The organism is Rhizobium ruizarguesonis (assembly GCF_017357285.1).
In the GTDB taxonomy this organism is placed as follows: domain Bacteria; phylum Pseudomonadota; class Alphaproteobacteria; order Rhizobiales; family Rhizobiaceae; genus Rhizobium; species Rhizobium ruizarguesonis.
In genome coordinates, this window is sequence record NZ_CP071680.1 from 273486 (window position 1) to 296662 (window position 23177).

Consider the following 23177-nt stretch of genomic DNA (forward strand, 5'->3'; position numbering starts at 1 on the left):
GGAAGGCTAACTGCCCTTCCAGCGGGCGTTGCAGGACCGAGGACATAGCGATTGGACCATCTATCGAATCCTGATCCAGTTCTGGAAATACTCGTCGGCACTGTGTTTCTCGTTGTGGTCATCTTCGTACACGGCGTTGGTATCCGGAGCATCAGCCTTCAGTTCAGCAAGTCATGGGCAGGCGTCACGAAGGCCACGCCGCACTGGCGTTTGAACTTGATGCTGGCCGCGACGATCGCCGCGCTGGCGATTCTGCATTTCGCAGAAACGCTGATCTGGGCGATGCCTCTCTATGTCAGGGCAATCATCCCCTCGATGCGTGACAGCTACTACTACGTGCTTGAGAGCTATACGACGCTGGGCGAGGGAACCGTCACTCTCCCGGATCGGTGGCGTCTGCTCGGCCCGATCATTGGCATGTCGGGCCTCTTCACCTTCGGTTGGACGGGTAGCGTCCTGGTCAGCGTCATGACCGACTTCGGCAAGTTCGACCGCCTGCGGGCGAGCCAGGAGCGTGTGATAGAGGCAAAAGCGGAGTATCAGGATGCTCGCCCCCTCGATCACGAAGTCGCGAGATTTCCAGAAGGCGGGTAAATCTACCGCGACGGAAACCCCGTTCAACATGGTGTTCGAGGTGCGGGCCTGAAGCAACTGGTTTAGCAGCTGGCCGGCTATCTCAGTTTTCCGATGCTGGCATACATGCCCGTCGTGCGGAATTCTGTGGGATTGGTGCCGTAGACGCGGCGGAAGACCTTGGAGAAATAGTTGGGGTCGTCGAAGCCGCACATGATGGCGACTTCCTTGACCGGCAGGAAGTCTGCCTTGGTCAGAAGCTTGACGGCGCGCTGCAGGCGCTGCTGCAGCACGAATTCGGCCGGCGGCATGCCCTCGCTCTCGGCGAAACTGCGCGAGAAATGCGCGCGGCTGAGGCCGACGATGCCGGCAAGCTCGCTGACCGGCAGCGGCTTTTCGAGATTGGCATTGATATGGTCGATCACCGGCTGCATGAGGCTGAGCTCGGCGGCAAATGCCGGCGAACCGAAGACGTCGTCGTAAAGCGCCATCGCCGCTTCGTAGGCAATCGCCGAGGCGGCTCCCGGCGACGTCGCGCCCTTGACGAGGCGCAGGCTGCAATCGGCGAGATGATCGATGGTCGAGGGCTGCAACTTCAGCACCGGGCCAGCGGTCGAAAGCACCATCTGGTGGATGCGCAGCGTTTCCTCGCCATTCATCGAGATCCAGAAATATTCCCAGCGGTCGCCCTTCTCCAGCCAGTAGCGATGATTGTGCGGCACCAGAACGAGCAGCGTGTCGCCGCCCTGAAGGCGATAGTTGCGGTTTTGATAGCGCAGCTTGCCGCTGCCGCTGATCGTGTGCTGCAGCACGGTGAAGGGCGTCTGGCCGCGCCGGCGGCCGTCCCAGTCATAGCTCTCGTTCTCGCGCACTTCATAGCCGGCGCTGGTCGGCATGGCGTGCAGCCGCTGGCGGCCGCGGGGCAGCGAAACCGTCCTCATCGACTGTCCGTTGGCGATCAAATCCTGCAGCACAAAATTACCCCTGAAAGCATAATCCTTCTCTGGTCGCCCTGCCGATTTCGGGCATAATCCCGCTCGACAAGAGGAAGAGACCACGGTCGACAGAGCGGCCGGGAGGAAAAAGGCAGATTTTACGGCGTTTTCAGCCACATGCGTCAGCATGCGGCCTGATCCTCCATAACTTCTTTTCCTTAGCATTCGAATGGGTCGAGGTGAAGATCATGAGTTTCAAAATCGCTATCATCGGTGCGGGCAGCGTCGGGTTCACCAAGAAGCTGTTCACCGACATATTGTGCGTTCCCGAGTTTCGCGACATCGAATTCGCGCTGACCGACCTCAGCGAACATAATCTCGAGATGATCAAGGCGATCCTCGATCGCGTCGTTAAGGCGAACGGGCTGCCGACGAAAGTGACGGCGACGACCAACCGGCGCCAGGCGCTGGAAGGCGCACGCTACATCATCAGCTGCGTCCGGGTCGGTGGGCTCGAGGCCTATGCCGACGATATCAGAATCCCGCTGAAATACGGCATTGATCAGTGCGTCGGCGATACGATCTGCGCTGGCGGCATCCTCTATGGCCAGCGCAACATCCCCGTCATTCTCGACTTCTGCAAGGATATCCGCGAAGTGGCGGCGCCCGGCGCGAAATTCCTGAACTATGCCAACCCGATGGCGATGAACACCTGGGCGGCGATCGAATACGGCAAGGTCGATACCGTCGGTCTCTGCCACGGCGTCCAGCACGGCGCCGAGCAGATCGCCGAGGTGCTCGGCGCGAAGTCGGTAAGCGAGCTCGACTATATCTGCTCCGGCATCAACCACCAGACCTGGTTCATCGACCTGCGCCTCAACGGCCGCAGGATCGGCAAGGATGAGCTGATCGCCGCCTTCGAGGCGCATCCGGTCTATTCGCAGCAGGAGAAACTGCGCATCGACGTGCTGAAGCGTTTCGGCGTCTATTCCACCGAAAGCAACGGCCATCTCTCGGAATACCTGCCCTGGTATCGCAAGCGGCCGGACGAGATCACCCGCTGGATCGACATGTCCGACTGGATCCACGGCGAGACCGGCGGCTACCTTCGTCATTCGACGGAAACGCGCAACTGGTTCGAGACGGAATATCCGCAATTCCTGGAATCCGCCTCGCAGCCAATCGATCCTGCCAAGCGCTCGAACGAGCACGCAAGCCATATCCTGGAGGCGCTGGAGACCAACCGGGTCTATCGCGGCCATTTCAACGTCAAGAACAATGGTGTCATCACCAACCTGCCTTCGGATGCGATCATCGAATCGCCGGGCTTCGTCGATCGCTTCGGCATCAACATGGTCTCCGGCGTCACCCTGCCGGAAGCCTGTGCGGCCACCTGCATTTCCTCGATCAACGTCCAGCGCATGTCGGTGCACGCGGCCATATCAGGCGATATCGACCTTCTGAAGCTTGCCGTGCTGCACGACCCGCTGGTCGGCGCCGTTTCGACGCCTGAGGAAGTCTGGCAGATGGTCGACGAGATGGTCGTTGCCCAGGCCGCCTGGCTGCCGCAATATGCCCATGCCGTGCCGGCCGCCAAGGAGCGGCTGTCGAAATCGAAAGTGCAGACCCGCGACTGGGCGGGCGCTGCACGCCGCAACGTTCGCTCGATCGAGGAGCTGCGCGCGGAAAAGGCGGCGCTGAAAAAGGCCGTCTGATTTTTGTGAAGGATGGGTCGTCATGGGTTTCCGGGAGGGAAATCCATGACATCAGACCCGCTTTCATGTCGTTCGAGGAAAAGGAGCCGCGTGATCGCGCTCCGGAACAAGAGGGAGAAACGATGATGAATTTCCGTAACGCAGGCATTCTGGCCGGACTGGCGCTCAGCGTCTCAGCCGCGGCGCTGAATGCCTATGCCTCCGAGGCAACCGTTCCGCCGGCGCCGGCGGATTTCCCCGCCGAAGGCAAAATCAACTATGTCGCGCGCGACTCCATTCTGGAGTTCAAGGCGCTGCCCGAATATCACGAGCCCGACTGGGTCACGAAGAATTTCGTCGCCACCGGCAAGCTGCCGCCGGTCAAGGACCGCCTGCCGAAGGAGCCTTTGGTCTTCAAGACCGGCAATATGCCCGACGGCATCGGCGTCTACGGCGATACCATGCGCCACGTCATCGGCGGCCGGCCGGAAGGCTGGAACTACGGCGCCGGCCAGACGCAGGGCTGGGGCGGCATCGATATCGGCCTTTCCGAATGCCTGACGCGCACCGCGCCGCTGTTCCAGGTGCAGGCCTCAGACACCGAGCCGCTACCGAACCTCGCCAAGAGCTGGGATTGGTCCGAAGACGGCCACAAGCTGACCATGCACCTGATCGAAGGCGCCAAATGGTCTGATGGCGCGCCGTTCAACGCCGACGACATCATGTTTTACTGGGACGATGAAGTCATCGACCCGAACGTCTCGCCGCTCGGCGGCGGCGCATCGCCGGAAGCCTTCGGCGCCGGGACGACGCTGAAGAAGGTCGACGACTACACCGTCGAATGGACCTTCAAGGAGGCCTTCCCGAAGCAATATCTCTACACCATGTCCTACCCGAATTTCTGCCCGGGTCCGTCGCACATCCTGAAGGCGAAGCATCCGAAATATTCGAAGAACACCTACGACCAGTTCAAGAACGCCTTCCCGCCCGAGTTCATGAACATGCCGGTCATGGGCGCCTGGGTACCGGTCGAATATCGCCCGGACGACATCATCGTCATGCGCCGCAACCCCTATTACTGGAAGGTCGACGAGAAGGGCGATCAGCTGCCTTATCTCAACGAGCTGCACTACAAGCTCTCGACCTGGGCCGACCGTGACGTTCAGGCCGTGGCAGGCTCCGCCGATTTCTCCAACCTCGAGCAGCCGGAAAACTTCGTCGCTTCGCTGAAGCGCGCCGCCGAGAAGACCGCGCCCGCCCGGCTTGCCTTCGGCCCGCGCCTGATCGGCTATAACTTGCGCATGAATTTCTCCGCCAATGGCTGGGGCAACCCGGACGAGCGCGGCGAGGCGATCCGCGAATTGAACCGCAACGAGGACTTCCGCAAGGCCGTCACCATGGCGCTCGACCGCAAGGCGATCGGCGACTCGCTGGTCAAGGGGCCGTTCACGGCGATCTATCCAGGCGGGCTTTCCTCCGGCACCAGCTTCTACGACCGCAACTCCACCGTCTACTATCCCTTTGATTTGAAGGGCGCCAAGGCGGAGCTCGCCAAGGCCGGTCTGAAGGACACGGATGGCGATGGCGTCGTCAACTTCCCGGCCGGCACGGCGGGTGGCAAGGATGTCGAAATCGTTATGCTGATCAACAATCAGTACACGACCGACAAGAGCCTTGCCGAAGGTGTCGTCGGCCAGATGGAGAAGCTCGGGCTGAAGATCGTCATCAATGCGCTCGACGGCGCCAAGCGTGACGACGCCCATTATGCCGGCCGCTTCGACTGGCTGATCCAGCGCAACACGACGGAGCTGTCGTCGGTGGTGCAGAACACCGAGCAGCTCGCCCCTGTCGGTCCGCGCACCAGTTGGCACCATCGCGCCGGCAAGGATGACCAGCTTGATCTGATGCCCTTCGAAAAGGAGCTTGTCGATGTCGTCAACAAGTTCAGGACGAGCCAGAACAACGACGAGCGCGTCGATCTGATGAAGCAGTATCAGAAGATCTCGACGGAGCACGTCAATACCGTCGGCCTGACGGAATATCCCGGCGCCCTGATCGTCAACAAGCGGTTCTCCAACGTGCCCCAGGGTACGCCGATCATGATGTTCAACTGGGCTGAAGATTCGGTGATCCGCGAACGCCTGTGGGTGGCTGCGGACAAGCAGGGCAAATACGAGCTGTTCTCCGAACAACTGCCCGGCAAGCCCGGCGAAAAGGGCCCGATAAACTAAGCTCCCTCCCAGCTGAAGTGAGCTCCAGGCCGCGCGTGCCGCGCGCGGCCTGACATGACCAACAAGCCGGCCGCGCTGACAAGGAGCGACTGGCGGCAAGGAGAAGCGAACCGTTCGATGTTACGATTCCTGCTCGTGCGCATAGCCTCCGCGATTCCCATTCTCTTCATCCTGAGCGTGGTGACCTTCGCAATCATCCAGGCACCACCCGGCGACTACGCCGATTACATAAGATCCCAGCTGATCAACCAGGGCGGCGCGTCCTATGCCCAGGCCGAAGCGCAGGCGCAGCTCTACCGGGTCGAGCACGGCCTCGATAAGCCGATGGTCGTCCAATACGTCAACTGGATCGGCGGGATAGTGACCCGCGGTGATTTCGGCTACAGCATGTTTTACAACAAGCCGGTCGCCGATGTCGTCGGTGAACGCCTGCCGCGGACATTGCTTCTGGCGCTCGTCTGCCATCTCTTTGCCTCGGTGCTCGGCATCGGCTTCGGCATCTGGGCGGCGACGCGACAATATAGCTGGATCGACAGCCTGCTTTCGGGAATTTCCTTCCTCGGCATGACGGTGCCGCGTTTCCTGATGGCGCTGATCATCGTCTATCTCCTGGTCTTCCAGCTTAACGTCTCCGAAATCGGCAGCTTCTTCTCGCCGCAATATGGCGGGGCGCCCTGGTCGTGGGCGAAGTTCGCCGATCTCGTCCACCATGTCTGGCCTGTCGTGGCGATCGCCACCTTCGGCGGGCTCGCCTACAATATGCGCGTCATGCGCGGCAATCTGCTCGATACGCTGAATGCCCAATATGTCGAAACGGCCAAGGCCAAAGGGCTTTCCGGCGCAGCCGTGGTGATGCGCCATGCGGTGCCGAACGCGCTGCACCCGCTGGTGATGTACCAGGGTGTCGTATTGCCCTACATGCTGACCGGCGAGATCGAAACCGCGATCATTTTCGCATTGCCGACCGTCGGCCCGGCGATCGTCGGCTCGATGGCGGTCGGCGACGTCTATGTCACCGCCACCTTCATGATGGTGCTGTCGGCGACGCTGATCGTCGGCAACATCATCGCCGACATGCTGCTCGCCCTGCTCGATCCCCGTGTCCGCCAATATGGAGGAGCCTGAGATGCTGGCTTTCGACTCCGCGCCACCTCCGCCGACGACAGAACTTTCCATCAACAAGCCATCGCGTGGGCATGAAAGCTATATCGCCCTTGTCTGGCGCCGGCTAAGGCGCTCCTGGACCGGCATGGCTGGGCTGGTGCTCGTCGTGCTCTTGATCGTCATGGCGATCTTTGCCGATTTCTTTGCGCCGATGGACCCGAAAGCGACCGATGTCGGCTTCGCGCCACCGCAGGTGATGAGTTTCCACGACAAGGACGGCAATTTCGTCTTCCAGCCGCGCGTCTATGCGCTGTCGGATTCCGAAGAGCTCGACCCCGTCACCTTCCAGCCGATCGTCGGCATCGACTACGACAACCCGCGGTTGCTCGGCTTCTTCGTCAAGGGCGCTGAATACCAACTCTTCGGGCTGATCCCGGCCAGCCGGCACTTCTTCGGCTCGACCGACGGCCAGCCGGTGCATTTCCTCGGCACCGACAAGTTCGGCCGCGACGTGCTGTCGCGCGCCATCATCGGCTCGCGCATTTCGCTGACCATTGCGCTGACGGTGGTCTTCATCGTCACCATCATCGGCACGACCGTCGGCATGGTGTCGGGCTATTTCGGCGGCACATTCGATATCTGGTTGCAGCGTTTCGTCGAACTGGTGCTCGCCTTCCCGCAGCTGCCGCTCTATCTGGCGCTGACCTCGCTGATCCCGGTGACGGCGCCGACCAACGTCTTCCTGGCCTTCGTCATTGCCGTGATGTCGGCGCTCGGCTGGGCGCAGATGTCGCGCGAGGTGCGCGGCAAGACCTTAGCACTTGCCCGCATCGATTATGTCAGGGCGGCAATGGCCGTCGGCGCCACCGACACGCGCATCATCATGCAGCACATCTTCCCGAACGTGATGAGCCACGTCATCGTCGCGGTGACGCTGCATATACCGAGCGTCGTGCTCTTGGAATCCTTCCTCGGTTTCCTCGGCTTTGCGGTCAAGCCGCCGCTGATCTCCTGGGGGCTGATGCTGCAGGATACGGCGACCTATTCGGTGATCGGCTCCTATCCCTGGATTCTCTCCCCCGTCGGCTTCGTGCTCGTCACCGTCTTCGCATTCAATGCGCTCGGCGACGGATTGCGCGACGCGGTCGATCCTTATTGAGGTGATGAAGATGGCTCTTGCACTGGTCAATTCCTTCGCCCCGCCCGTCCGCCACGACCATGATGGCCGTTCGGACACGCCAATCATCGACGCCCGCAATGTGGCGGTAAATTTCAAGGTCGAGGACGGCATGGTCGAAGCCGTCAAGGACGTCTCCTTTCAGCTCTATCGCGGCGAGACGATCGCGATCGTCGGCGAATCCGGTTCGGGCAAATCGGTAACGGCGCGAACGGTGATGGGACTGTTGTCGAAACGCGCCGTCGTCTCCGAGAAATCGACGGTCGCCTATGACGGCAGCAATATCCTGAAATTTTCCGAGCGGGCGCGCCGCAAGCTGCGCGGCGACCGCATCTCGATGATCTTCCAGGAGCCGATGAGCTCGCTCAACCCGATCTATACGATCGGCAGCCAGATCGTCGAAGCAATCCGCGTCCATCGCCGGATCAGCAGGAGGGATGCGCAAAAGCGCGCGCTCGAACTGCTCGAACATGTGCAGATCCCCGATCCTGCCGCGCGGCTCATGCAATATCCGCATCAGCTTTCCGGCGGCCAGCGCCAGCGCGTGATGATCGCCATGGCGCTTGCCAACGATCCGGACGTGCTGATCGCCGACGAGCCGACGACGGCGCTCGACGTCACCGTGCAGGCGCAGATCCTGAACCTGATCCGCAACCTGCAGAAGGAACTGGGGATGGCCGTCATCCTCATCACCCACGATCTGACCGTGGTGCGGCAGTTCTCCGATTACGTCTATGTGATGCAGCTTGGCGAAGTGCGCGAGCACAACACCACCGAAGCGCTGTTTGCCAATCCGCAGGACGCCTATACCAGGCATCTGCTTGCTTCCGAGCCGCGTGGCCAGGCCAATCCGCTGCCCGAAGGGTCGGATGTCATCCTCGATGCCAAGGGCGTGCGCGTCTCCTTCATGATGCGTCACGGCACCTTTCTCAAGCCGGCGATGCGTGAACTTGTCGCCGTCGACAGCCTCGACCTGACGCTGCGCCGTCACGAGACGCTGGGGCTGGTGGGCGAATCCGGTTCCGGCAAGACGACGTTCGGCCAGGCGATCCTGCGGCTGAACACGCCGGACAGCGGCGAGATCCATTTCGACCATCAGCCGATCCATGGCCTTTCCAGAGCCGAGATGCGGCCCTTGCGCGCCCGCATGCAGGTGGTGTTCCAGGATCCTTTCTCATCGCTCAACCCGCGCATGACGATCGGCCAGATCATCGAGGAGGGGCTCGTCGTCAACAGGCTGGGCGCGACCAAGGGCGAACGCCAGGACCGGGTGCGCGAGGCGCTTGTCGCCGCCGGCATGCCGGGAAATATCCTGTCGCGTTTCCCGCACGAATTTTCCGGCGGCCAGCGCCAGCGTATCGCGATTGCCCGCGCCATCGCGCTGGAGCCGGAATTTATCCTGCTCGACGAGCCGACATCGGCGCTCGACCTTTCCGTCCAGGCGCAGATCATCGAACTCCTGCGCAAGCTGCAGGACGAGCGCGGCTTAAGTTACCTATTCATCTCCCACGATCTCAAGGTCGTCAGGGCGCTCTGCCATCGCGTCATCGTCATGCAGCATGGCAAGATCGTCGAAGAGGGCCCTGTCAACGAAGTTCTCACCCATCCCAAGACCGCCTACACCGAACGGCTCGTCAAGGCCGCTTTCGAGGTAGCATGATTGCCGAATGCCGGAGGTTATAATGGCAAGAAATCCCAAAATCACTTTCATCGGAGCTGGCTCCACCGTGTTCATGAAGAACATCGTCGGCGACGTGTTGCAGCGTCCCGCGCTGTCAGGCGCGACGATCGCCTTGATGGATCTCAACCCGCAGCGGCTGGAAGAAAGCGCCATCGTCGTCAACAAACTGATCTCGACGCTCGGCGTGAAGGCGAAGGCGGAAACCTATTCCGACCAGCGCAAGGCGCTTTCGGGCGCCGATTTCGTCGTCGTCGCCTTCCAGATCGGCGGCTATGAGCCCTGCACGGTGACCGATTTCGAAGTGCCGAAGAAATATGGGCTGCGCCAGACGATCGCCGATACGCTCGGCGTCGGCGGCATCATGCGCGGGCTTCGCACCGTGCCGCATCTCTGGAAAGTCTGCGAGGACATGCTCGCCGTCTGCCCCGAGGCGATCATGCTGCAATATGTCAACCCGATGGCGATCAACACCTGGGCGATATCAGAGAAATATCCGACCATTCGCCAGGTCGGCCTTTGCCATTCGGTGCAGGGCACGGCGATGGAATTGGCGCACGACCTCGACATTCCCTACGAGGAAATCCGTTACCGCGCGGCCGGCATCAACCACATGGCCTTCTATCTCAAATTCGAGCATCGCCAGCCGGACGGTTCCTACCGCAACCTCTATCCGGACCTTTTGCGCGCCTATCGCGAGGGCAGGACGCCGAAGCCCGGCTGGAACCCGCGCTGCCCGAACAAGGTGCGCTACGAGATGCTGACGCGGCTTGGCTATTTCGTCACCGAAAGCTCGGAGCATTTCGCCGAATACACGCCCTATTTCATCAAGGAAGGCCGTGAGGACCTGATCGAGAAATTCGGCATTCCGCTCGATGAATATCCGAAGCGTTGCATCGAGCAGATCGAGCGCTGGAAAGGGCAGGCGGAGGCCTATCGTTCGGCCGACAAGATCGAGGTTCAGCCGTCGAAGGAATATGCCTCCTCGATCATCAACTCGGTCTGGACGGGCGAACCCTCGGTGATCTACGGCAATGTCCGCAATAATGGCTGCATCACCTCTTTGCCGACCAATTGCGCCGCCGAGGTGCCCTGCCTCGTCGATGCCTCCGGCATCCAGCCGACCTTCATCGGCGACCTGCCGCCGCAGCTGACGGCGCTGATCCGCACCAACATCAACGTGCAGGAGCTGACGGTGCAGGCGCTGATGACGGAAAATCGCGAGCACATCTACCACGCCGCGATGATGGATCCGCATACGGCAGCCGAACTCGACCTCGACCAGATCTGGTCGCTGGTCGACGATCTGCTCGCCACCCACGGTGACTGGCTGCCCGAATGGGCGCGCACGACCCGCAAGGTACAGGCCGCCTGACCCCCTCTCCCGGGTAAAGGCGTCAAGGAGCCCCGCGGTCGCAACAACCGCGGGGCTCTTTGCGTGGGGATGGGGCGTTTTGCGATTTGGGGACGTGACTCGCATGGCCGGATCGGCATCCTGTCACCACTTTCTTGAAGGCCCCTTCAAAGCCGAATCGAACGCGCTTAACCGAAGATATGGCGAAGCTTTCGAAGCACGGCGGTAGGACGCAGCGCAACAGCGACGGCTATCGCGAGCGATTGTTGGGTTAAAACGAAAGAGCCTCATGCTGCTGCCAAAATTCCGGCCGGATCGTCCGCTTGGAACAGATCTTCCTAATATACGTTTGTGGGAAGCCTGCCCCACGGAGGACGCCATGATCAGCATCTGGGATGCGAACGTCGAATTGAAGATAGATGATCGTTTTCACGTCATCAGGAGCGCTCGAGAGGCGGTCGCATTTTTGAAGAAATCCTGGCCCGAAAACAGGAGCGCGAGCTACGCGACAGCGCGGAAGGTATGCCTGGACGCGGCGAATGGCGTCGTTCCCGGTGCGGAAGCGCGAGCTGCGTTTGAGGCTGCGGCGAAGGAGGCCGGCATCCTGCGACAAACTTAACGTTGCTTCGTCCCAAGTGAGAAATTGGATCATGCCTCCCGCCCTCGACGTCCCGTGAGCAACGCGCTCGCCGGCCTCAACTGAAATCGGGAGCTTCATCGGAACTGTGCGAGGCCTTTAGGGATTACCTTGTTCGTTACCTGCCATCGAACAGGAGGCGCTGGCGCAGTGCCATGAGGAGCGACATGACAGAGAGTGATGCACTCCGCCAGGAAATCTATCGGCTTGCCGCGGCGGCCGATGCTGACCCAGAAACAACGTCGAATTTGAAGGCGCTGGCCGTGCAGCTCTGGGCAAACTTCGACGAATTCACGGTCGAGGAACTGGAAGATATACTGAGGGACGAATGGAGAACTCGCGGACTGCCGTTCAACGACAACGCGGAAATGTAGGCGCTTCTAGAATTGGAGGCGTCTGTGCTACCTCAGAGGCCTCTGTGCGGCGTTCGCATCGGGCCCCTAGCTAACCTTTGTTCGATCTATGACGCATGTTACTCATGAGCAGTGGCGCCGATATTTTCCGCGCGGCGAATTCCTCAAATTTGGGTACTTGAAAGTACCCAAAATGTCCCTATAGTTGAGTCCCTTGGAGAAAAATCGGCCAATGGACTTCGCACTCCTTTTCAACCTGTTCCGCAAGCCCAAGCAGGCCAAGGTCGCTGACGTCACACTCTGGCACAAATACGAGACACTCTTGCCGGTGCCACTCGTCGACGGCGCCGCCCGAAACCCGTCGGGACAAATCTGGCGCCGGCTGAACGGTGTGCAATGGGAATATCAGCAGGACCCCGAAACGATTGAAGAATTCGATGCTCGACAATATTGAGGCTTAAAGCCCAACCGTCGCAGGGAAATTGTCATAAACTCCCCACCCTTTTGCGAGTGATTATCGTCGTCAGCTATACCCGCGCACATAGGTGCCATTCTTACGATAATAGCCACCCGCATAGACACTCCCGCCATAACTCGGCGCTGGCTTCGCCCATGACGAGCGGATCCGGTTGAATGGGATCGATGCTCCGGAACGCTGGCGGGCCTGTCGCGACGTTCAGGGAGGCCGTACCGTTGCGGCAAGGATGCCGCTCGCACTCGACGAGTTCCTTTCGAAATCGCGCCCGATCCGCTGCGTAGGCCACGGCAAAGCCAGATAAGGCGATTCACATCGAATTTCGCCCGGCGGAGCAGGACGGTATAGAGGCTGAAACAGGACGCGCCCGCGACGATTCACAGGCATGTCCCGGTTATGCCGCAGGTCCCGTGCGCTGCAGATGAAGGCGCGGCACTTCGTCTATTGAGGACGACCTCCAGCCCCGGGGGGACCCGCGACGATGAAAACGCAGCATTCTCGATGACCAGCCGCTTGCTGCTTGGGACCGATCGCCGACGAGCCTCGGCAGCTTTTGCGCCAGTATGCGCCCTGCAGCGTCAACGACTACCCCAGGACAGAACGCATCATCTGATTATGCTCAGTCGCGGTGCTCGGGCATCTGCTTGAGCTCGTCCTTGGTCCAGCTCGTGACGGCATGAACTTCGCCGTCTTCATCGCGCATGAACTCAAGATCCGAGATCGGAACGGCAACAGGCTTCGCGCCGATACCCAGAAAGCCTCCGACGTCGATGACTGCGGAGCCGCCCGCGCCCGCGCCGTGGATATGATCGACCTTGCCGATCTTGTGATCGTCGGCTCCATAGATGGTGGCGCCCTCGAGGACGGCAGGGGTAAGTTCCGAAGTCGTCAAGCGTACGTGGTTGGTATGATCCATGATCGTTTCCTCCTTTGTGGAGGAGGGGTAATCGGAACGCAAACCGAATGTTCCGGCAGTAGGCGAATAATCAGGATCCGCACATCTTTCTCACCAGATTGATCAATGCCGATGCCCTGGCCGGGGATGCAAGATGCTTTGACTGTGGGGCAAATATCAAACAAGAAGGCGGGGTAGTTTTGCTACAAGCCGCCCCACTCAATCAACAAACGGTCCTTGAAAGCGATACCGTTCGATCTCACTTTATATGCTGACTTCATTTTGAACTGACAGCTCCTTGCCAAAGAAGCTGCCGCCGGTGTTCAGCAAAGACGCCTGGTGACGTCAGGGAAACCAGCATGGCTATCATTGACCAAATTTTTGTCTCCTCCGGTCGCTCAATAGTGGGCGGATGGGCGAGGAAACAGTGTTCCTTATCTTCTCAGTTCGCGGCACATTGGAACGGAAAGTTCTGATTCCGTCTGCGCGTGCTTTTGACGCGGCCCGCATCTCCAATCGAATGAGGTGACTTTTGACGCAGTTCTTCGAAACCACTCAAGGGATAATGGCAATGGGAGCGCTGATTGCTGCCGGTGGCTTTACTGTTGGCGCCTGCTTCCCCACCGTGATTCAGCTTGCAAGAAAGCAGATCAATCGGCGCCCGCGAAGCGAGGCGAGAAATCTGGCAATGATGACGGTGTTGGCGCTCGACGACTTCGTCGGAGCGAGCTATGCGGCAGTCCGGGACACCCCCGAATTCAATCCGATGGACGAAGGCGAATTCGCGTTTCACGTTCCGGATCCTGTCCTTTCGCTTCCGAAGGACGCCGATTGGAAGCTTTTCACCACCGAGTTGTCAGACGAAATCTTGTGGCTGTCGAACCGGGTCAAGAACCTCAACTATGCGTTGGATAGCCTCGATCTGTCTCGGCCCGGGTTCGATGGATTCTTTGAGAAGCGTCAGGAAGGTTATGCGGGTCTTGCAGCCGAGGCCATGGACCTGATTGAGCGTATGCTCGAAGAGTTCGGTCTGACGCTGCCTACCAAGCCTGACTACTATCGCCAGCGTGAGGGCCTCGTATCGGCGATCCAGAGCGTGGGAGAACGAAGCTCCGGCCGTCGAGCGACTGGGACTGTCACGCAATCGAACGGATCGAATGTCCTGCAACTATTTCCAAAGACAGGTGATGAAGCCGACTGATCTAACGCGCTCTGCTGAGGGCAGGAAATTTCGATTGAGATCTGCAATAGGGAGTTGAAATGCAAGAGCAAGCGCTGAACCCGATTTAACTTGCCACGTTGCTAGTGCAAGCCCGGTGAGCCGTTTATCTTCCAAGACCCATCTGCCGGACAAGCGACACCATTGAACCGTGTCACGCCCTCAAGACTTTGCTTGCTTGTGACGAAGTCGCGGCATCCGTTTGGATTGTCTGTGCCCGGCCGGACCTGCTCGATAACCCCGGCGCTGCCAGTTGACGGATTGGCCCAGGCAAGCGGATCAGAACCGACCGTGGCCCGTCCCACCGTCTCGGCAATCACCGCTTGGTCAGTGATCGGAACTGCCGTCGCAGCGCCCGGAGCGACCGTGGACGTCTGCAGGGGCTCGGGATGTGAGCAAGCGGTCAGCACCAGCGCAGGGGACAAGATGGCAATCACGATCAGTTTTGAAAGCATAGAGTGCAAACCAGCCTTTCGGACGCTGCGTATGACATCGCATTGTGACCAGATGCGGGCGCGATTGACTGCTCATTTCGCCGGACAACAACAAAACTCTCGAAAAGTACGGCTCGAATTCTCAAGGACCCAATAGGCTGGGTCGCAAATTGCGCATCTTCAGGAAATCGGTCGCGGTGCGCCAATGACTACCGCCATTTCTCCGTGAGAAATCCCGACGATCCTTGGACGGGGTCGGTGTGGGGCAGGGGGACTGACGAGATTTTCGCCAGCATTTCGCTTGAAGGAGCGCACGTCTGAATGTCGGCATGCTGTCCCTTAGGATAAGCGCCTATCACTTGGAAGTCCGACGTGCACCCGAGATTTCGGTGCCCTGTCCCGGCTGGAAGTACCAGGCAGTCTCCCGCTATCACATCCAACTGTTGACCGCCCGGACCGCCGATCAACAGCGTGGCGCTACCAAGCGCAATTCCCAGCACTTCATGGGCACCGGAATGGTAATGCTGATAATCGAAGACACCGTTTGTCCAGATGCCTGTCCAACCGTTTGCAGCGAAACGACGGTCGAAATCGGTAGCTCCACCGTCAGCAAAAAGGCCTCTGTAAATCAATACAGGAAGATGCGGATTGTTCGGGACCCAGTCGCTCGGCTTGAAAAATATTGTCTCGGTGTTCATGCTGAATTCCCAAGGTCGTTGTCGATTGCCGCGACGCGACGGCCATCGATCCGTCGACGTTGTTCGCCCAAATCTTACGCCGCGTTTCCATTGAGCTCATCTGCGACGATGTTCTCAAAGCTAAACTTTGGGGGTCACCAGCGGTTCCCTGACATGCCCTAGTTTCGGAAAGGCGCGCTCCGACGAGATGGACGTCATCGGCGGAATGGCGGTAGTTGTCGGAACCTCATCGACGGGCGGGAATACGTGTGAGGAATCGCCTTTCGTCGTCTCCTTCCCGAGGGGACAAAATCCACGGATTGATGGTCCGCTCGGTAGTTGCTTTCCGGTTGCCGTCAAAGCGCCGGAGGGCGAACTCACGCTCTCAACGCCTGCGACGCCGAACCAACCTGGTCAGAAATGGCAGTGGACGGCCAGCATTGGTGTCAAAGAAGTCCAGGGCGATACCTTCGTTGCTGATACGTCAAAGGGCCGGGTCCAACTGAGAGAGCCTTCGGTTACGCATCCCGTAGGCCGCTGGATTATGCGGAGGTGGCCCCTGAGATCGACCGCCTAGCAGGTGTGCCGACAAAGCGTTGGCCCCGGCAAATGTCCACGGATCAGGAAGTCGTTGTCGTTGCAGACCGAGCTTCGAGAACTGTCATCTCGCTTGGAAGCCGTCCGGGGAGAAGATCAAGGTGAATCCCGACGTGAAATATGGCGTAAAAGGCGAAGGCGGAACTTCGTCAGTGGCGGCTAAATGGAACTAGGACGACAGCAGGTCCGACCAGATGACTTCCCGGGATCGCTGAAGCCCGAGCTGGCGACCGTTTGACGAACAGTCACCGTTGGACGACGACCTGCGTTCCCGGCTGAACCATCTCGTAAAGCTCCTCCACGTCCTGACGGTACATCCGAAAGCAGCCGCTCGATGCATTGGTGCCGATGGAGGAGGGATCGTTGGTGCCGTGGATGCGGAGCAGTCCGTCGGCAAGATAGATCGCGCGGGTTCCAAGCGGATTGGCGGGACCGGGTTTCACGACTGCCGGAAGCCTTGGATTCTTCTGCCGCATGCTGGCCGTCGGCCGCCATTCAGGATGCAATCGTTTCGATACGACCCGAGTTTTTCCGTACCACTGCTTGCCCTCACGGCCGACGGCAATGGGGTAAGCGAACTGCTCACCCCATGGTGTTGTGTAGATAAGGGTATGCTCACTCGTGGCGATGACGATGGTTCCCCTCCCAATTCGCGTTGATGGCTCCTGACGTTCTTGCAAAGGTTCCCGATAGCTGGGCTCTGGCTCGTAGTAGGGAGGAGGGGGATAGGGGCTGTAAGGGTCATCATAGCCATAGCCGTCGTATTCATCGTATCCATCATACGGTGCGTAAACTTGGGCTTGGGCATGCATCGCTGTCGCAAAGAGGGCCGCAGCAAGGAAAACCAGCAATCTCATTCTTCGCCATCCGCTTGTTATACAGGCATGATTGGGCGGAATTCTGTGGCGGCACTATGGCGGGGTCGGTCTGGATTTCACGGTGATCTTCGTCGCTTCCGTCACTTCGATGAAGCTCATGTCCTACGCCCCCTTTATGCCCTCCTGATCGCCGCCGTCCGCGCCCTCCCGTTGGGCAGCCCATGTGAGCAGCGCGTCTAAGCGGGACACAGGGCCTGGCCCCAGTCCGTCAGGTCGCCGGGCGGGATCGAGACCGACGCCGCCGTAGCCCTGGCACAACGGCTCGCGAGGGAGGCCGGCACCGATTATGAAGGCGGCAAGAAGATCATTATGAACTCTCTCGGCGGAATTCGGCTCGGGCGACCGGCGAAACCCGGCGAGGTGGCCGATCTGATAACCTGCCTGGCGTCCCCACGCGCTGCGGCGATAACCGGAACCGAATATGTCATCGACGGCGGGACCGTTCCCACCGCTTGAGAATTCCGAGCGCAGTGGTGGCGATCCCTCCGCCAGTTTTCGCACAGCCTAGGGTGGTGCGCCCCAAGCGGAACAGCTTGCCGGGGGCAGTCGTCCCGGGTTCCGCTCGTTCCGAGCGGCGCGATGCTAACCCTCCTGCGGCTGCCCTTTTAACCGGTCAAGCCGTGCGCGAACTGGCGCCGGCGCGGGAGCGCCTTTGCCTGGTATGCTCATTGTTTGGAGGGGCGCCCTTGCCGTGCCGGGCACGGCGGCGTTCCTCGGCGTCATTTTTCCGCCATTCCTGCTGTGACTATTCTAATCCCTCGTCCTATGAGACTCGCATGGACAGTCCGATAGCTGCCCCTTGCTCTTTTTCCTTACTGTGGATCGTCCGTCTTCTCTTTGCCGATTTGCTGGTTGCCCAGCCGCAGGATCTGCGAGAGCATCCGCTGGCCGTCCTTCGAAAGCATGTCCTTGCCCTCCTGCAGGGCCTCACGCCATGCAGGGCCGCGCTCCTCAGCCTCGTCATAGGCGAGGGCGAAGTCAGACGATCTCCGTGTCTCGTAGAGCGCCTCGAACAGGAGTTCCGCTTGCCGGAGATCTTTGTCGCGCTTCAGGACGAAGTGCCCGTCTGTGCGCCGTTTGGTAGCAATGATCAGCTTGTGGACAGCGTACCGGGGCGGCTCCGGGACGTTAACCGGCACACCGCTCTTGTGAAGCAGCACGGTCCTCATTGGCTCTCGAATAAGAAAATCCAAGAACTGGAGCGGATCTGCGCTGGCGCCGCCGAGAGCAGGCATCTTGGCGGGCTGGTCGATGTAATCTTCCGAGCCACGGTTTGATGTTAGGAACTCGACCCGGTAGCCGCCCTTGGTTTGGAAAGCGGTCGAAGCTGCGGCGCCCGATCGATGAGGAACCGGACGGAATGTCGGATCGACCGTCTGCAGCAGATCGAGGATCGGGGGCAAGGTGTCTTCGACTTCACGGGAGATCGCATAGTCCTGGGCGATGTCCGCATCCCCCGTGAGGATCGCAGCCATAGGCAGGCGGACGCCGAGGAGTCCGGAGTAGGTCTGGAAGGCGACCGTGCCGATTAGGACGGCGCGGAGCCGGAACAGGCCAGCGACCGAAAGCGCCTCGACGATGTCGCCTGACATTGGGTCGGGCGCGATCATGCCTCCCTGTCGCGTCAGGCTCGCGACCATGCGCCTGCGGTCGCGCAGAGTGTCCTTGTCGCGCTTAAAGTCCTCGACGCGCTGCGCGATCTCCGGATCGTCCGCAGGGCCGACGTAGCGACGCTTCTTGCCGCCTGATCCATCCGGCATGTCGAAATACCAATACCGTTTGCCCTTGACCTCCATTGTGATGAAGCGGCCTTCCGAGGGGAAGTCTGCTGTCCATGCAGCGTCCATGGTCCGCTGCGCCAGCTCGGCCAGCATGGTCTGGTACATCAGATCGACAGTCTTCATGGCAGCTCTCGCTTGTTATGACCACTTCAACAAGGATGGTAATAACCGAAGTAGCGCCGGAGAGGAAGAGGGTTGTCTCATGGACTATTGTACGGACTGCGGCTGCGGCGTTCTTGTCCACCGTCTCCTTCAAGGCGTTGATCGCTTCGCGGATCTGCAAATCGCCGCCGGCAATTGCTGCCGTGGCATCGAATGGGTGCGACGACGAGCAACCAGACTTCGGATACCAAGACCAACGTCAATGTTACCGTCGAGTAGCGGACCGAAATTCGCCAAGTGGTGAAGGAGGTCCATGTCGAACCTGTGAAGGAAGTGAACTTCACGGTTTCCGACGGAACGAAAATCCCGAAGAAGCTTCGGCTTGAACGGGCGCCGCCGCGCACTGTGAAGATCGTTCCGCAGTACCAAAGCTACCGCTTCTTCATCCTTGCGGATGGCCGGATCGTCATTGTCGATCCCGATGCTCTCACGATTGTTTACATCATCGCGGCTTAGCACGCATGTCCCGGCGGCGTCTGTTGCGCCGCCGGAATCCCAGATGCCGTCAGACGGTGCACTGCTGCAGTCGCTTCGTGTCGCCGAGCTGAATGGTGGTGACGGTCGAGTCGATCTGCACGCCATCTACAACCGCTCGAGGACTCCTATCGGATTTCGCGTCGGCTGGGACGAGTGCCTTGATGAAAGGAAAAGGAAGCGCAGGCCTGTCGAAGGGCGTCTCGGGAGCCTTTCACTGTCGTATGTCGACAGCTCGACGGCCGGAAGATCACCGGTATCACAAGCCTCTACCGCTGCTGATATGGGCAGCGGGAAAACCCTATCAATTCGGCATTTATGGCCAGACGCAAGACTCTCGGAACCATGGGCGCCTTTTGCGGTAGAACACACTGTATCGCCCGGCTATAAAGGTCAGGCTGCGTTTGTATTTTAGCGGTAACCGATGCCCAATTCTGACGAATCCTCAGGCAAAAGCGTTGGCAGCTCAAGCACGAGCGGCAATCAGACGGTGGATTCGGCAGCGCAAGTGGCCACCTCGGATTCGCCAGGAACCACCCAAGTCGACGACCCGCAACCGCCCCATGGATCCTTCGGCCAAACTCGAGGAGCCGCCAGGACGCTTTTACGTGCGCTGCGCCAAGATTTGCAGGCAAGCTCTGATTTGGCCAAGATCAAGACGGCCGCTTTGTTTTCGAAGACGAAGCTGAGGTCGACGCGGTTGGGGATAACGTCAGCTCCGCACAAATGGATCACCACCGCCTTGGTCAATGCCGGGCGCGGTATTCGCGATCAGCGTTCAAAGCCCCGTGAACGTCGCCGGAGCGCATCGCTCATTGCGAGCTGGTGGAAATTTGCTGTGGGCTTGGCCCTTCTTGTCTGCCTCCTCGCAGGAAGCGTGCTGGTGTGGGCGCTAAAAGACGTGCCCTGGAGCGAAATCCGCGATGGAACGTTAAAGCCGGTCGTCGTGCTGGAAACCGCTGACGGTGCGCCCTTGGTAAGACAGGGACCTTATCAAGGGCCCTATGCTCGATACGACCAGTTTCCGCCCAATCTTATCGACGCGGTCCTTTCAATTGAGGATCGCCGGTTCATGGATCATTTCGGCATCGATCCCAAGGGCATCGGGAGGGCGCTTCTGCGGAACCTGGAGGCTGGCTCGGTGGTGGAGGGTGGCAGCACGATCACCCAGCAACTCATCAAGCTACAATACCTCGACAGCGACCGAACAATAAAACGAAAGATTCAGGAGGTTGTCATTGCAGTCTGGCTGGAGTGGAAGCTCGGCAAGCGGGAAATCCTGACGCGCTATCTCAATAGCGTCTATCTTGGCGCGGGCGCTACCGGCATGCCTGCCGCCGCGCGCATCTATTTCAATAAGGACATCGGCGCCCTCGACCTGCCGGAGTCGGCTATGCTGGCTGGGTTGCTGCGGGCACCGAGCCAATGGAATCCCATCGACAATTTCGAAGGCGCCCGGCAGCGCACGATGGTCGTTCTCGACGCGATGGCGGCCAATGGCAAGATCACCGAGCCACAAGCGGCGGAGGCCAAGACGAGCTTTGCCAGGCTGCAACCAACGACGCCCACGCCGCGCTCCGGAAGCTGGTTTGCCGACTGGATTTCGCCGCAAGCGAGTGAAATCGCCGGCTCCTCGCCAGGTTCGACTTCGGTGCGCACCACACTGGTGCCGCAGTTGCAGCGGATCGCCGAAAAGGTCGTGAAAAGTGCCCTGGACAGTGAAGGAAAGACGGTCGGAGCATCGCAGGCCGCGTTGGTTGCTATGACGCCCGACGGCGCGGTCGTCGCGATGGTTGGCGGCCACGACTACAAGGCAAGCCAGTTCAACCGCGCCGTCACCGCGATGCGTCAGCCGGGTTCCACCTTCAAGCTATTCGTCTATTACGCAGCATTGAAGGCTGGGCTCACCTTGTCTGATCGGGTTCTGGACGCGCCCATTGACATCGACGGCTGGGCGCCAGAAAATTCAGGTGGCAGCTATCGCGGTTGGGTAACGCTTGCCGAGGCGTTCGCGCGATCGCTCAATGCCGCGTCTGTGGCGCTTGCCGAAGAGGTAGGTCTAGACAATGTGATTGCCGCAGCGCGCGAACTGGGCATCGATGCACCGCTGGCCAACACGCCGTCTTTGGCGCTTGGCACATCCGAAGTAAACCTGCTCAACCTCACCGGCGCGTATGCGTCCGTCCAGCTCGGCAGGGCACGCGTTAGGCCCTGGGGCATTATCGACTTTCAAGCGGCAGGGCAGCCCAAGACGTTTCGAGTTGGCTCACAATCAAAGCCGAATGTCGATCTTTCGCCCTACCAGTCCGACCTCCTCGCCCTCCTGCAGTTGGTGGTCGAGCGCGGGACTGGACGTGGAGCAGATCCTGGCACGTACGCGGCAGGTAAGACCGGCACGAGCCAGAACAATCGCGATGCCTGGTTCGTCGGTTTCACGGAAGCGCTCGTCGTCGGTGTTTGGGTTGGCAATGATGATGACGCGCCGATGAAGGGGGTGACGGGCGGCGCCCTGCCAGCGCATATCTGGCGGGATTTCATGCGCGAGGCGACGACCGAACCGACGCTGAACGGAGTGCGATCGACAGAAGCCGCAAGCGATGATCAAGGCGCACAGCAATCCTGCAATATCACCGCGTGCTCGCGCAGTTATCGCTCCTTTCGGCCGTCCGATTGCACCTATCAGCCATATTCCGGCAGCCGACGGCTTTGTGAAAAGTGACGTGGTTCGGCAGAGATCGAGCACCGACTGTCCTCGCCCCACGCCCCGGTTTTCCGATCGGCCGCGAACCCAACCGCCTTTTACCCTTACCTTGCCGGTTCATTGTTCTCTCCGTGGTCGAGACGAGCGCTCGCCACATCACCGAAGAAGGTTTCAACGCCCGGGTCTGTTTTTGGACGAGGCGAAAGTAAACAACCATACTGGTTGTGGCTCTAAAGCGGTCGAAACGCCCTCGATGGGCTAGTAACCGCCCATAGTGCCGCGAACTGGGCCAATCCCCTGCGGTTGTGCGTAGGTTGTGTTGTACGATCCACTGGTTGCGCATCCTGATAGTGTCAGGAACATGATTGCTGCTGCGGCCAAAATGTTTTTCAGAGGCACGGCGTTCTCCGATCATGGCAGGCTGCTTAGACCACAAGGGCCACGTCGAGGACTTTCCGCCAAATCGCCTACGTTGGCAAGCGCCTGATCAACTGGCGGTAAGCAGTGACAAGCCTCTTCAAGCGTCTCCCTGACGGGGTAGTAGCTCGGCGAGGCATCTTTTCCCAGCACGCTGACAATGAGCAGGCGAGGGATCACCTCAGAGCCGGCGCATAGGCTCCCCGCAGGCCGATACACGCGCTTTCCTCATAACCGGTTGGCGGCGGCCAAGGTGCGTCTTTGCGTGGACTTCCTCGCGGCAAGTCTGAAGAAGGCGTCGCCCGAACTGTAAGGGGGACGTCATGCACAACTTCGTGCCGAATGCCGGCCCCAGCGAGGAGAGGGTGGGCTGGGAACCGGAACCGTTCCCTCTGTTGCACCACAGACCGAAGCGGCGCCCAGGCTCGCGGCTAGTCTTCGATCTCGATCATCCGGCAGCTCCTTTCGATGCAATCGACAGCAGCGCTCAGGTTTTCGCTGGTGCAGCGACCATGGACACCTTCGCGCTCGCCGTTCCGGACGCGGTCGCGCTCCCAGAGGAGGGCAAGAAAAAGGCGCATGGTGAACCTGCCTGTCTCGGCCGGCCTTGGCATCGGCTTTGCGCCGGAATGGACCGAGGGCTTGCCGAACCGGGCGTTCAACCCGCTAGCTTTGGGATATGCCTTTCAACCAATTGCAGGAATCGTCGGTTGCGTGCCCTCCATCTCGTC

Annotated in this window: 19 protein-coding genes and 4 pseudogenes; 16 read left to right on the forward strand and 7 right to left on the reverse strand. The window is 60.0% G+C overall.

The window, feature by feature from the left end; all coding sequences use genetic code 11:
• Positions 1–51 precede the first annotated feature (51 nt).
• Complete coding sequence (locus J3P73_RS29330) at positions 52–594, forward strand: two pore domain potassium channel family protein (protein WP_075225207.1); 543 nt, start codon at positions 52–54, stop codon at positions 592–594.
• Positions 595–671: 77 nt separating this feature from the next.
• Here J3P73_RS29330 and J3P73_RS29335 read toward each other — a convergent pair whose 3' ends face one another.
• Complete coding sequence (locus J3P73_RS29335) at positions 672–1697, reverse strand: AraC family transcriptional regulator (RefSeq protein ID WP_197726875.1); 1026 nt, start codon at positions 1695–1697, stop codon at positions 672–674.
• Between the two features lie 59 nt (positions 1698–1756).
• Here J3P73_RS29335 and melA (J3P73_RS29340) point away from each other — a divergent pair, with 59 nt between their 5' ends.
• From melA (J3P73_RS29340) to J3P73_RS38325, 10 genes and pseudogenes are all read left to right on the forward strand, one after another.
• Complete coding sequence (gene melA / locus J3P73_RS29340) at positions 1757–3223, forward strand: alpha-glucosidase/alpha-galactosidase (protein ID WP_018483013.1); 1467 nt, start codon at positions 1757–1759, stop codon at positions 3221–3223.
• 122 nt (positions 3224–3345) lie between these two features.
• On the forward strand, positions 3346–5433 hold the full coding sequence (locus J3P73_RS29345; RefSeq protein WP_130683091.1) for an ABC transporter substrate-binding protein: 2088 nt from the start codon (positions 3346–3348) through the stop codon (positions 5431–5433).
• Positions 5434–5550: 117 nt separating this feature from the next.
• Positions 5551–6558, forward strand: coding sequence for an ABC transporter permease (locus J3P73_RS29350; RefSeq protein WP_024319918.1), 1008 nt, complete (start codon positions 5551–5553; stop codon positions 6556–6558).
• Between the two features lies 1 nt (position 6559).
• The gene (locus tag J3P73_RS29355) at positions 6560–7696 is read left to right on the forward strand and encodes an ABC transporter permease (RefSeq protein WP_017968293.1); all 1137 of its coding nucleotides are present in this window, start codon (positions 6560–6562) and stop codon (positions 7694–7696) included.
• Between the two features lie 10 nt (positions 7697–7706).
• On the forward strand, positions 7707–9374 hold the full coding sequence (locus J3P73_RS29360; RefSeq protein WP_130774323.1) for an ABC transporter ATP-binding protein: 1668 nt from the start codon (positions 7707–7709) through the stop codon (positions 9372–9374).
• Between the two features lie 22 nt (positions 9375–9396).
• On the forward strand, positions 9397–10767 hold the full coding sequence (melA, locus tag J3P73_RS29365; protein ID WP_130774322.1) for an alpha-glucosidase/alpha-galactosidase: 1371 nt from the start codon (positions 9397–9399) through the stop codon (positions 10765–10767).
• A gap of 358 nt (positions 10768–11125) precedes the next feature.
• On the forward strand, positions 11126–11365 hold the full coding sequence (locus J3P73_RS29370) for a DUF982 domain-containing protein (RefSeq protein WP_075225209.1): 240 nt from the start codon (positions 11126–11128) through the stop codon (positions 11363–11365).
• A 185-nt stretch (positions 11366–11550) separates the two neighbouring features.
• A complete protein-coding gene (locus J3P73_RS29375) occupies positions 11551–11757 on the forward strand; it encodes a hypothetical protein (RefSeq protein WP_018069897.1) in 207 nt (68 codons plus the stop codon).
• 211 nt (positions 11758–11968) lie between these two features.
• Positions 11969–12190: a hypothetical protein gene (locus J3P73_RS29380; RefSeq protein ID WP_018069898.1), complete on the forward strand. Its 222-nt coding sequence runs from the start codon at positions 11969–11971 to the stop codon at positions 12188–12190.
• A gap of 169 nt (positions 12191–12359) precedes the next feature.
• Positions 12360–12491 (forward strand): annotated as a pseudogene (locus J3P73_RS38325) (thermonuclease family protein); the annotation flags it as partial.
• 339 nt (positions 12492–12830) lie between these two features.
• Here J3P73_RS38325 and J3P73_RS29385 read toward each other — a convergent pair.
• Positions 12831–13127: a PRC-barrel domain-containing protein gene (locus J3P73_RS29385; protein WP_128404151.1), complete on the reverse strand. Its 297-nt coding sequence runs from the start codon at positions 13125–13127 to the stop codon at positions 12831–12833.
• Positions 13128–13638: 511 nt separating this feature from the next.
• Between J3P73_RS29385 and J3P73_RS29390 the strand changes: the two genes are divergently transcribed.
• The gene (locus J3P73_RS29390) at positions 13639–14307 is read left to right on the forward strand and encodes a hypothetical protein (protein WP_130698319.1); all 669 of its coding nucleotides are present in this window, start codon (positions 13639–13641) and stop codon (positions 14305–14307) included.
• Positions 14308–14408: 101 nt separating this feature from the next.
• Here J3P73_RS29390 and J3P73_RS29395 read toward each other — a convergent pair whose 3' ends face one another.
• The 3 genes from J3P73_RS29395 to J3P73_RS29405 all read right to left on the reverse strand — a co-directional run bounded on the left by J3P73_RS29395 (position 14409) and on the right by J3P73_RS29405 (position 16890).
• A complete protein-coding gene (locus J3P73_RS29395; RefSeq protein WP_130655405.1) occupies positions 14409–14780 on the reverse strand; it encodes an RT0821/Lpp0805 family surface protein in 372 nt (123 codons plus the stop codon).
• A gap of 188 nt (positions 14781–14968) precedes the next feature.
• Entirely contained in the window at positions 14969–15457 is a 489-nt protein-coding gene (locus J3P73_RS29400; RefSeq protein ID WP_024319925.1) for a cupin, read from the reverse strand.
• An 821-nt stretch (positions 15458–16278) separates the two neighbouring features.
• On the reverse strand, positions 16279–16890 hold the full coding sequence (locus J3P73_RS29405; protein ID WP_024319926.1) for a L,D-transpeptidase: 612 nt from the start codon (positions 16888–16890) through the stop codon (positions 16279–16281).
• Between the two features lie 228 nt (positions 16891–17118).
• On the opposite strand from J3P73_RS29405, the pseudogene J3P73_RS29410 reads away from it, so the two are divergent.
• Positions 17119–17367: pseudogene (locus tag J3P73_RS29410) on the forward strand (SDR family oxidoreductase); the annotation flags it as partial.
• 356 nt (positions 17368–17723) lie between these two features.
• Here J3P73_RS29410 and J3P73_RS29415 read toward each other — a convergent pair.
• A complete protein-coding gene (locus J3P73_RS29415; protein ID WP_018069904.1) occupies positions 17724–18815 on the reverse strand; it encodes a nucleotidyltransferase family protein in 1092 nt (363 codons plus the stop codon).
• 201 nt (positions 18816–19016) lie between these two features.
• Here J3P73_RS29415 and J3P73_RS29420 point away from each other — a divergent pair.
• Positions 19017–19310: pseudogene (locus tag J3P73_RS29420) on the forward strand (DUF1236 domain-containing protein); the annotation flags it as partial.
• A 442-nt stretch (positions 19311–19752) separates the two neighbouring features.
• Positions 19753–22047, forward strand: coding sequence for a PBP1A family penicillin-binding protein (locus J3P73_RS29425; RefSeq protein WP_130774321.1), 2295 nt, complete (start codon positions 19753–19755; stop codon positions 22045–22047).
• Positions 22048–22877: 830 nt separating this feature from the next.
• On the opposite strand, the gene J3P73_RS29430 is transcribed toward J3P73_RS29425, so the two are convergent.
• Entirely contained in the window at positions 22878–23027 is a 150-nt protein-coding gene (locus tag J3P73_RS29430; protein WP_157629658.1) for a hypothetical protein, read from the reverse strand.
• 13 nt (positions 23028–23040) lie between these two features.
• Here J3P73_RS29430 and J3P73_RS38330 point away from each other — a divergent pair.
• Positions 23041–23106: pseudogene (locus J3P73_RS38330) on the forward strand (LysR substrate-binding domain-containing protein); the annotation flags it as partial.
• Positions 23107–23177 lie beyond the last annotated feature (71 nt).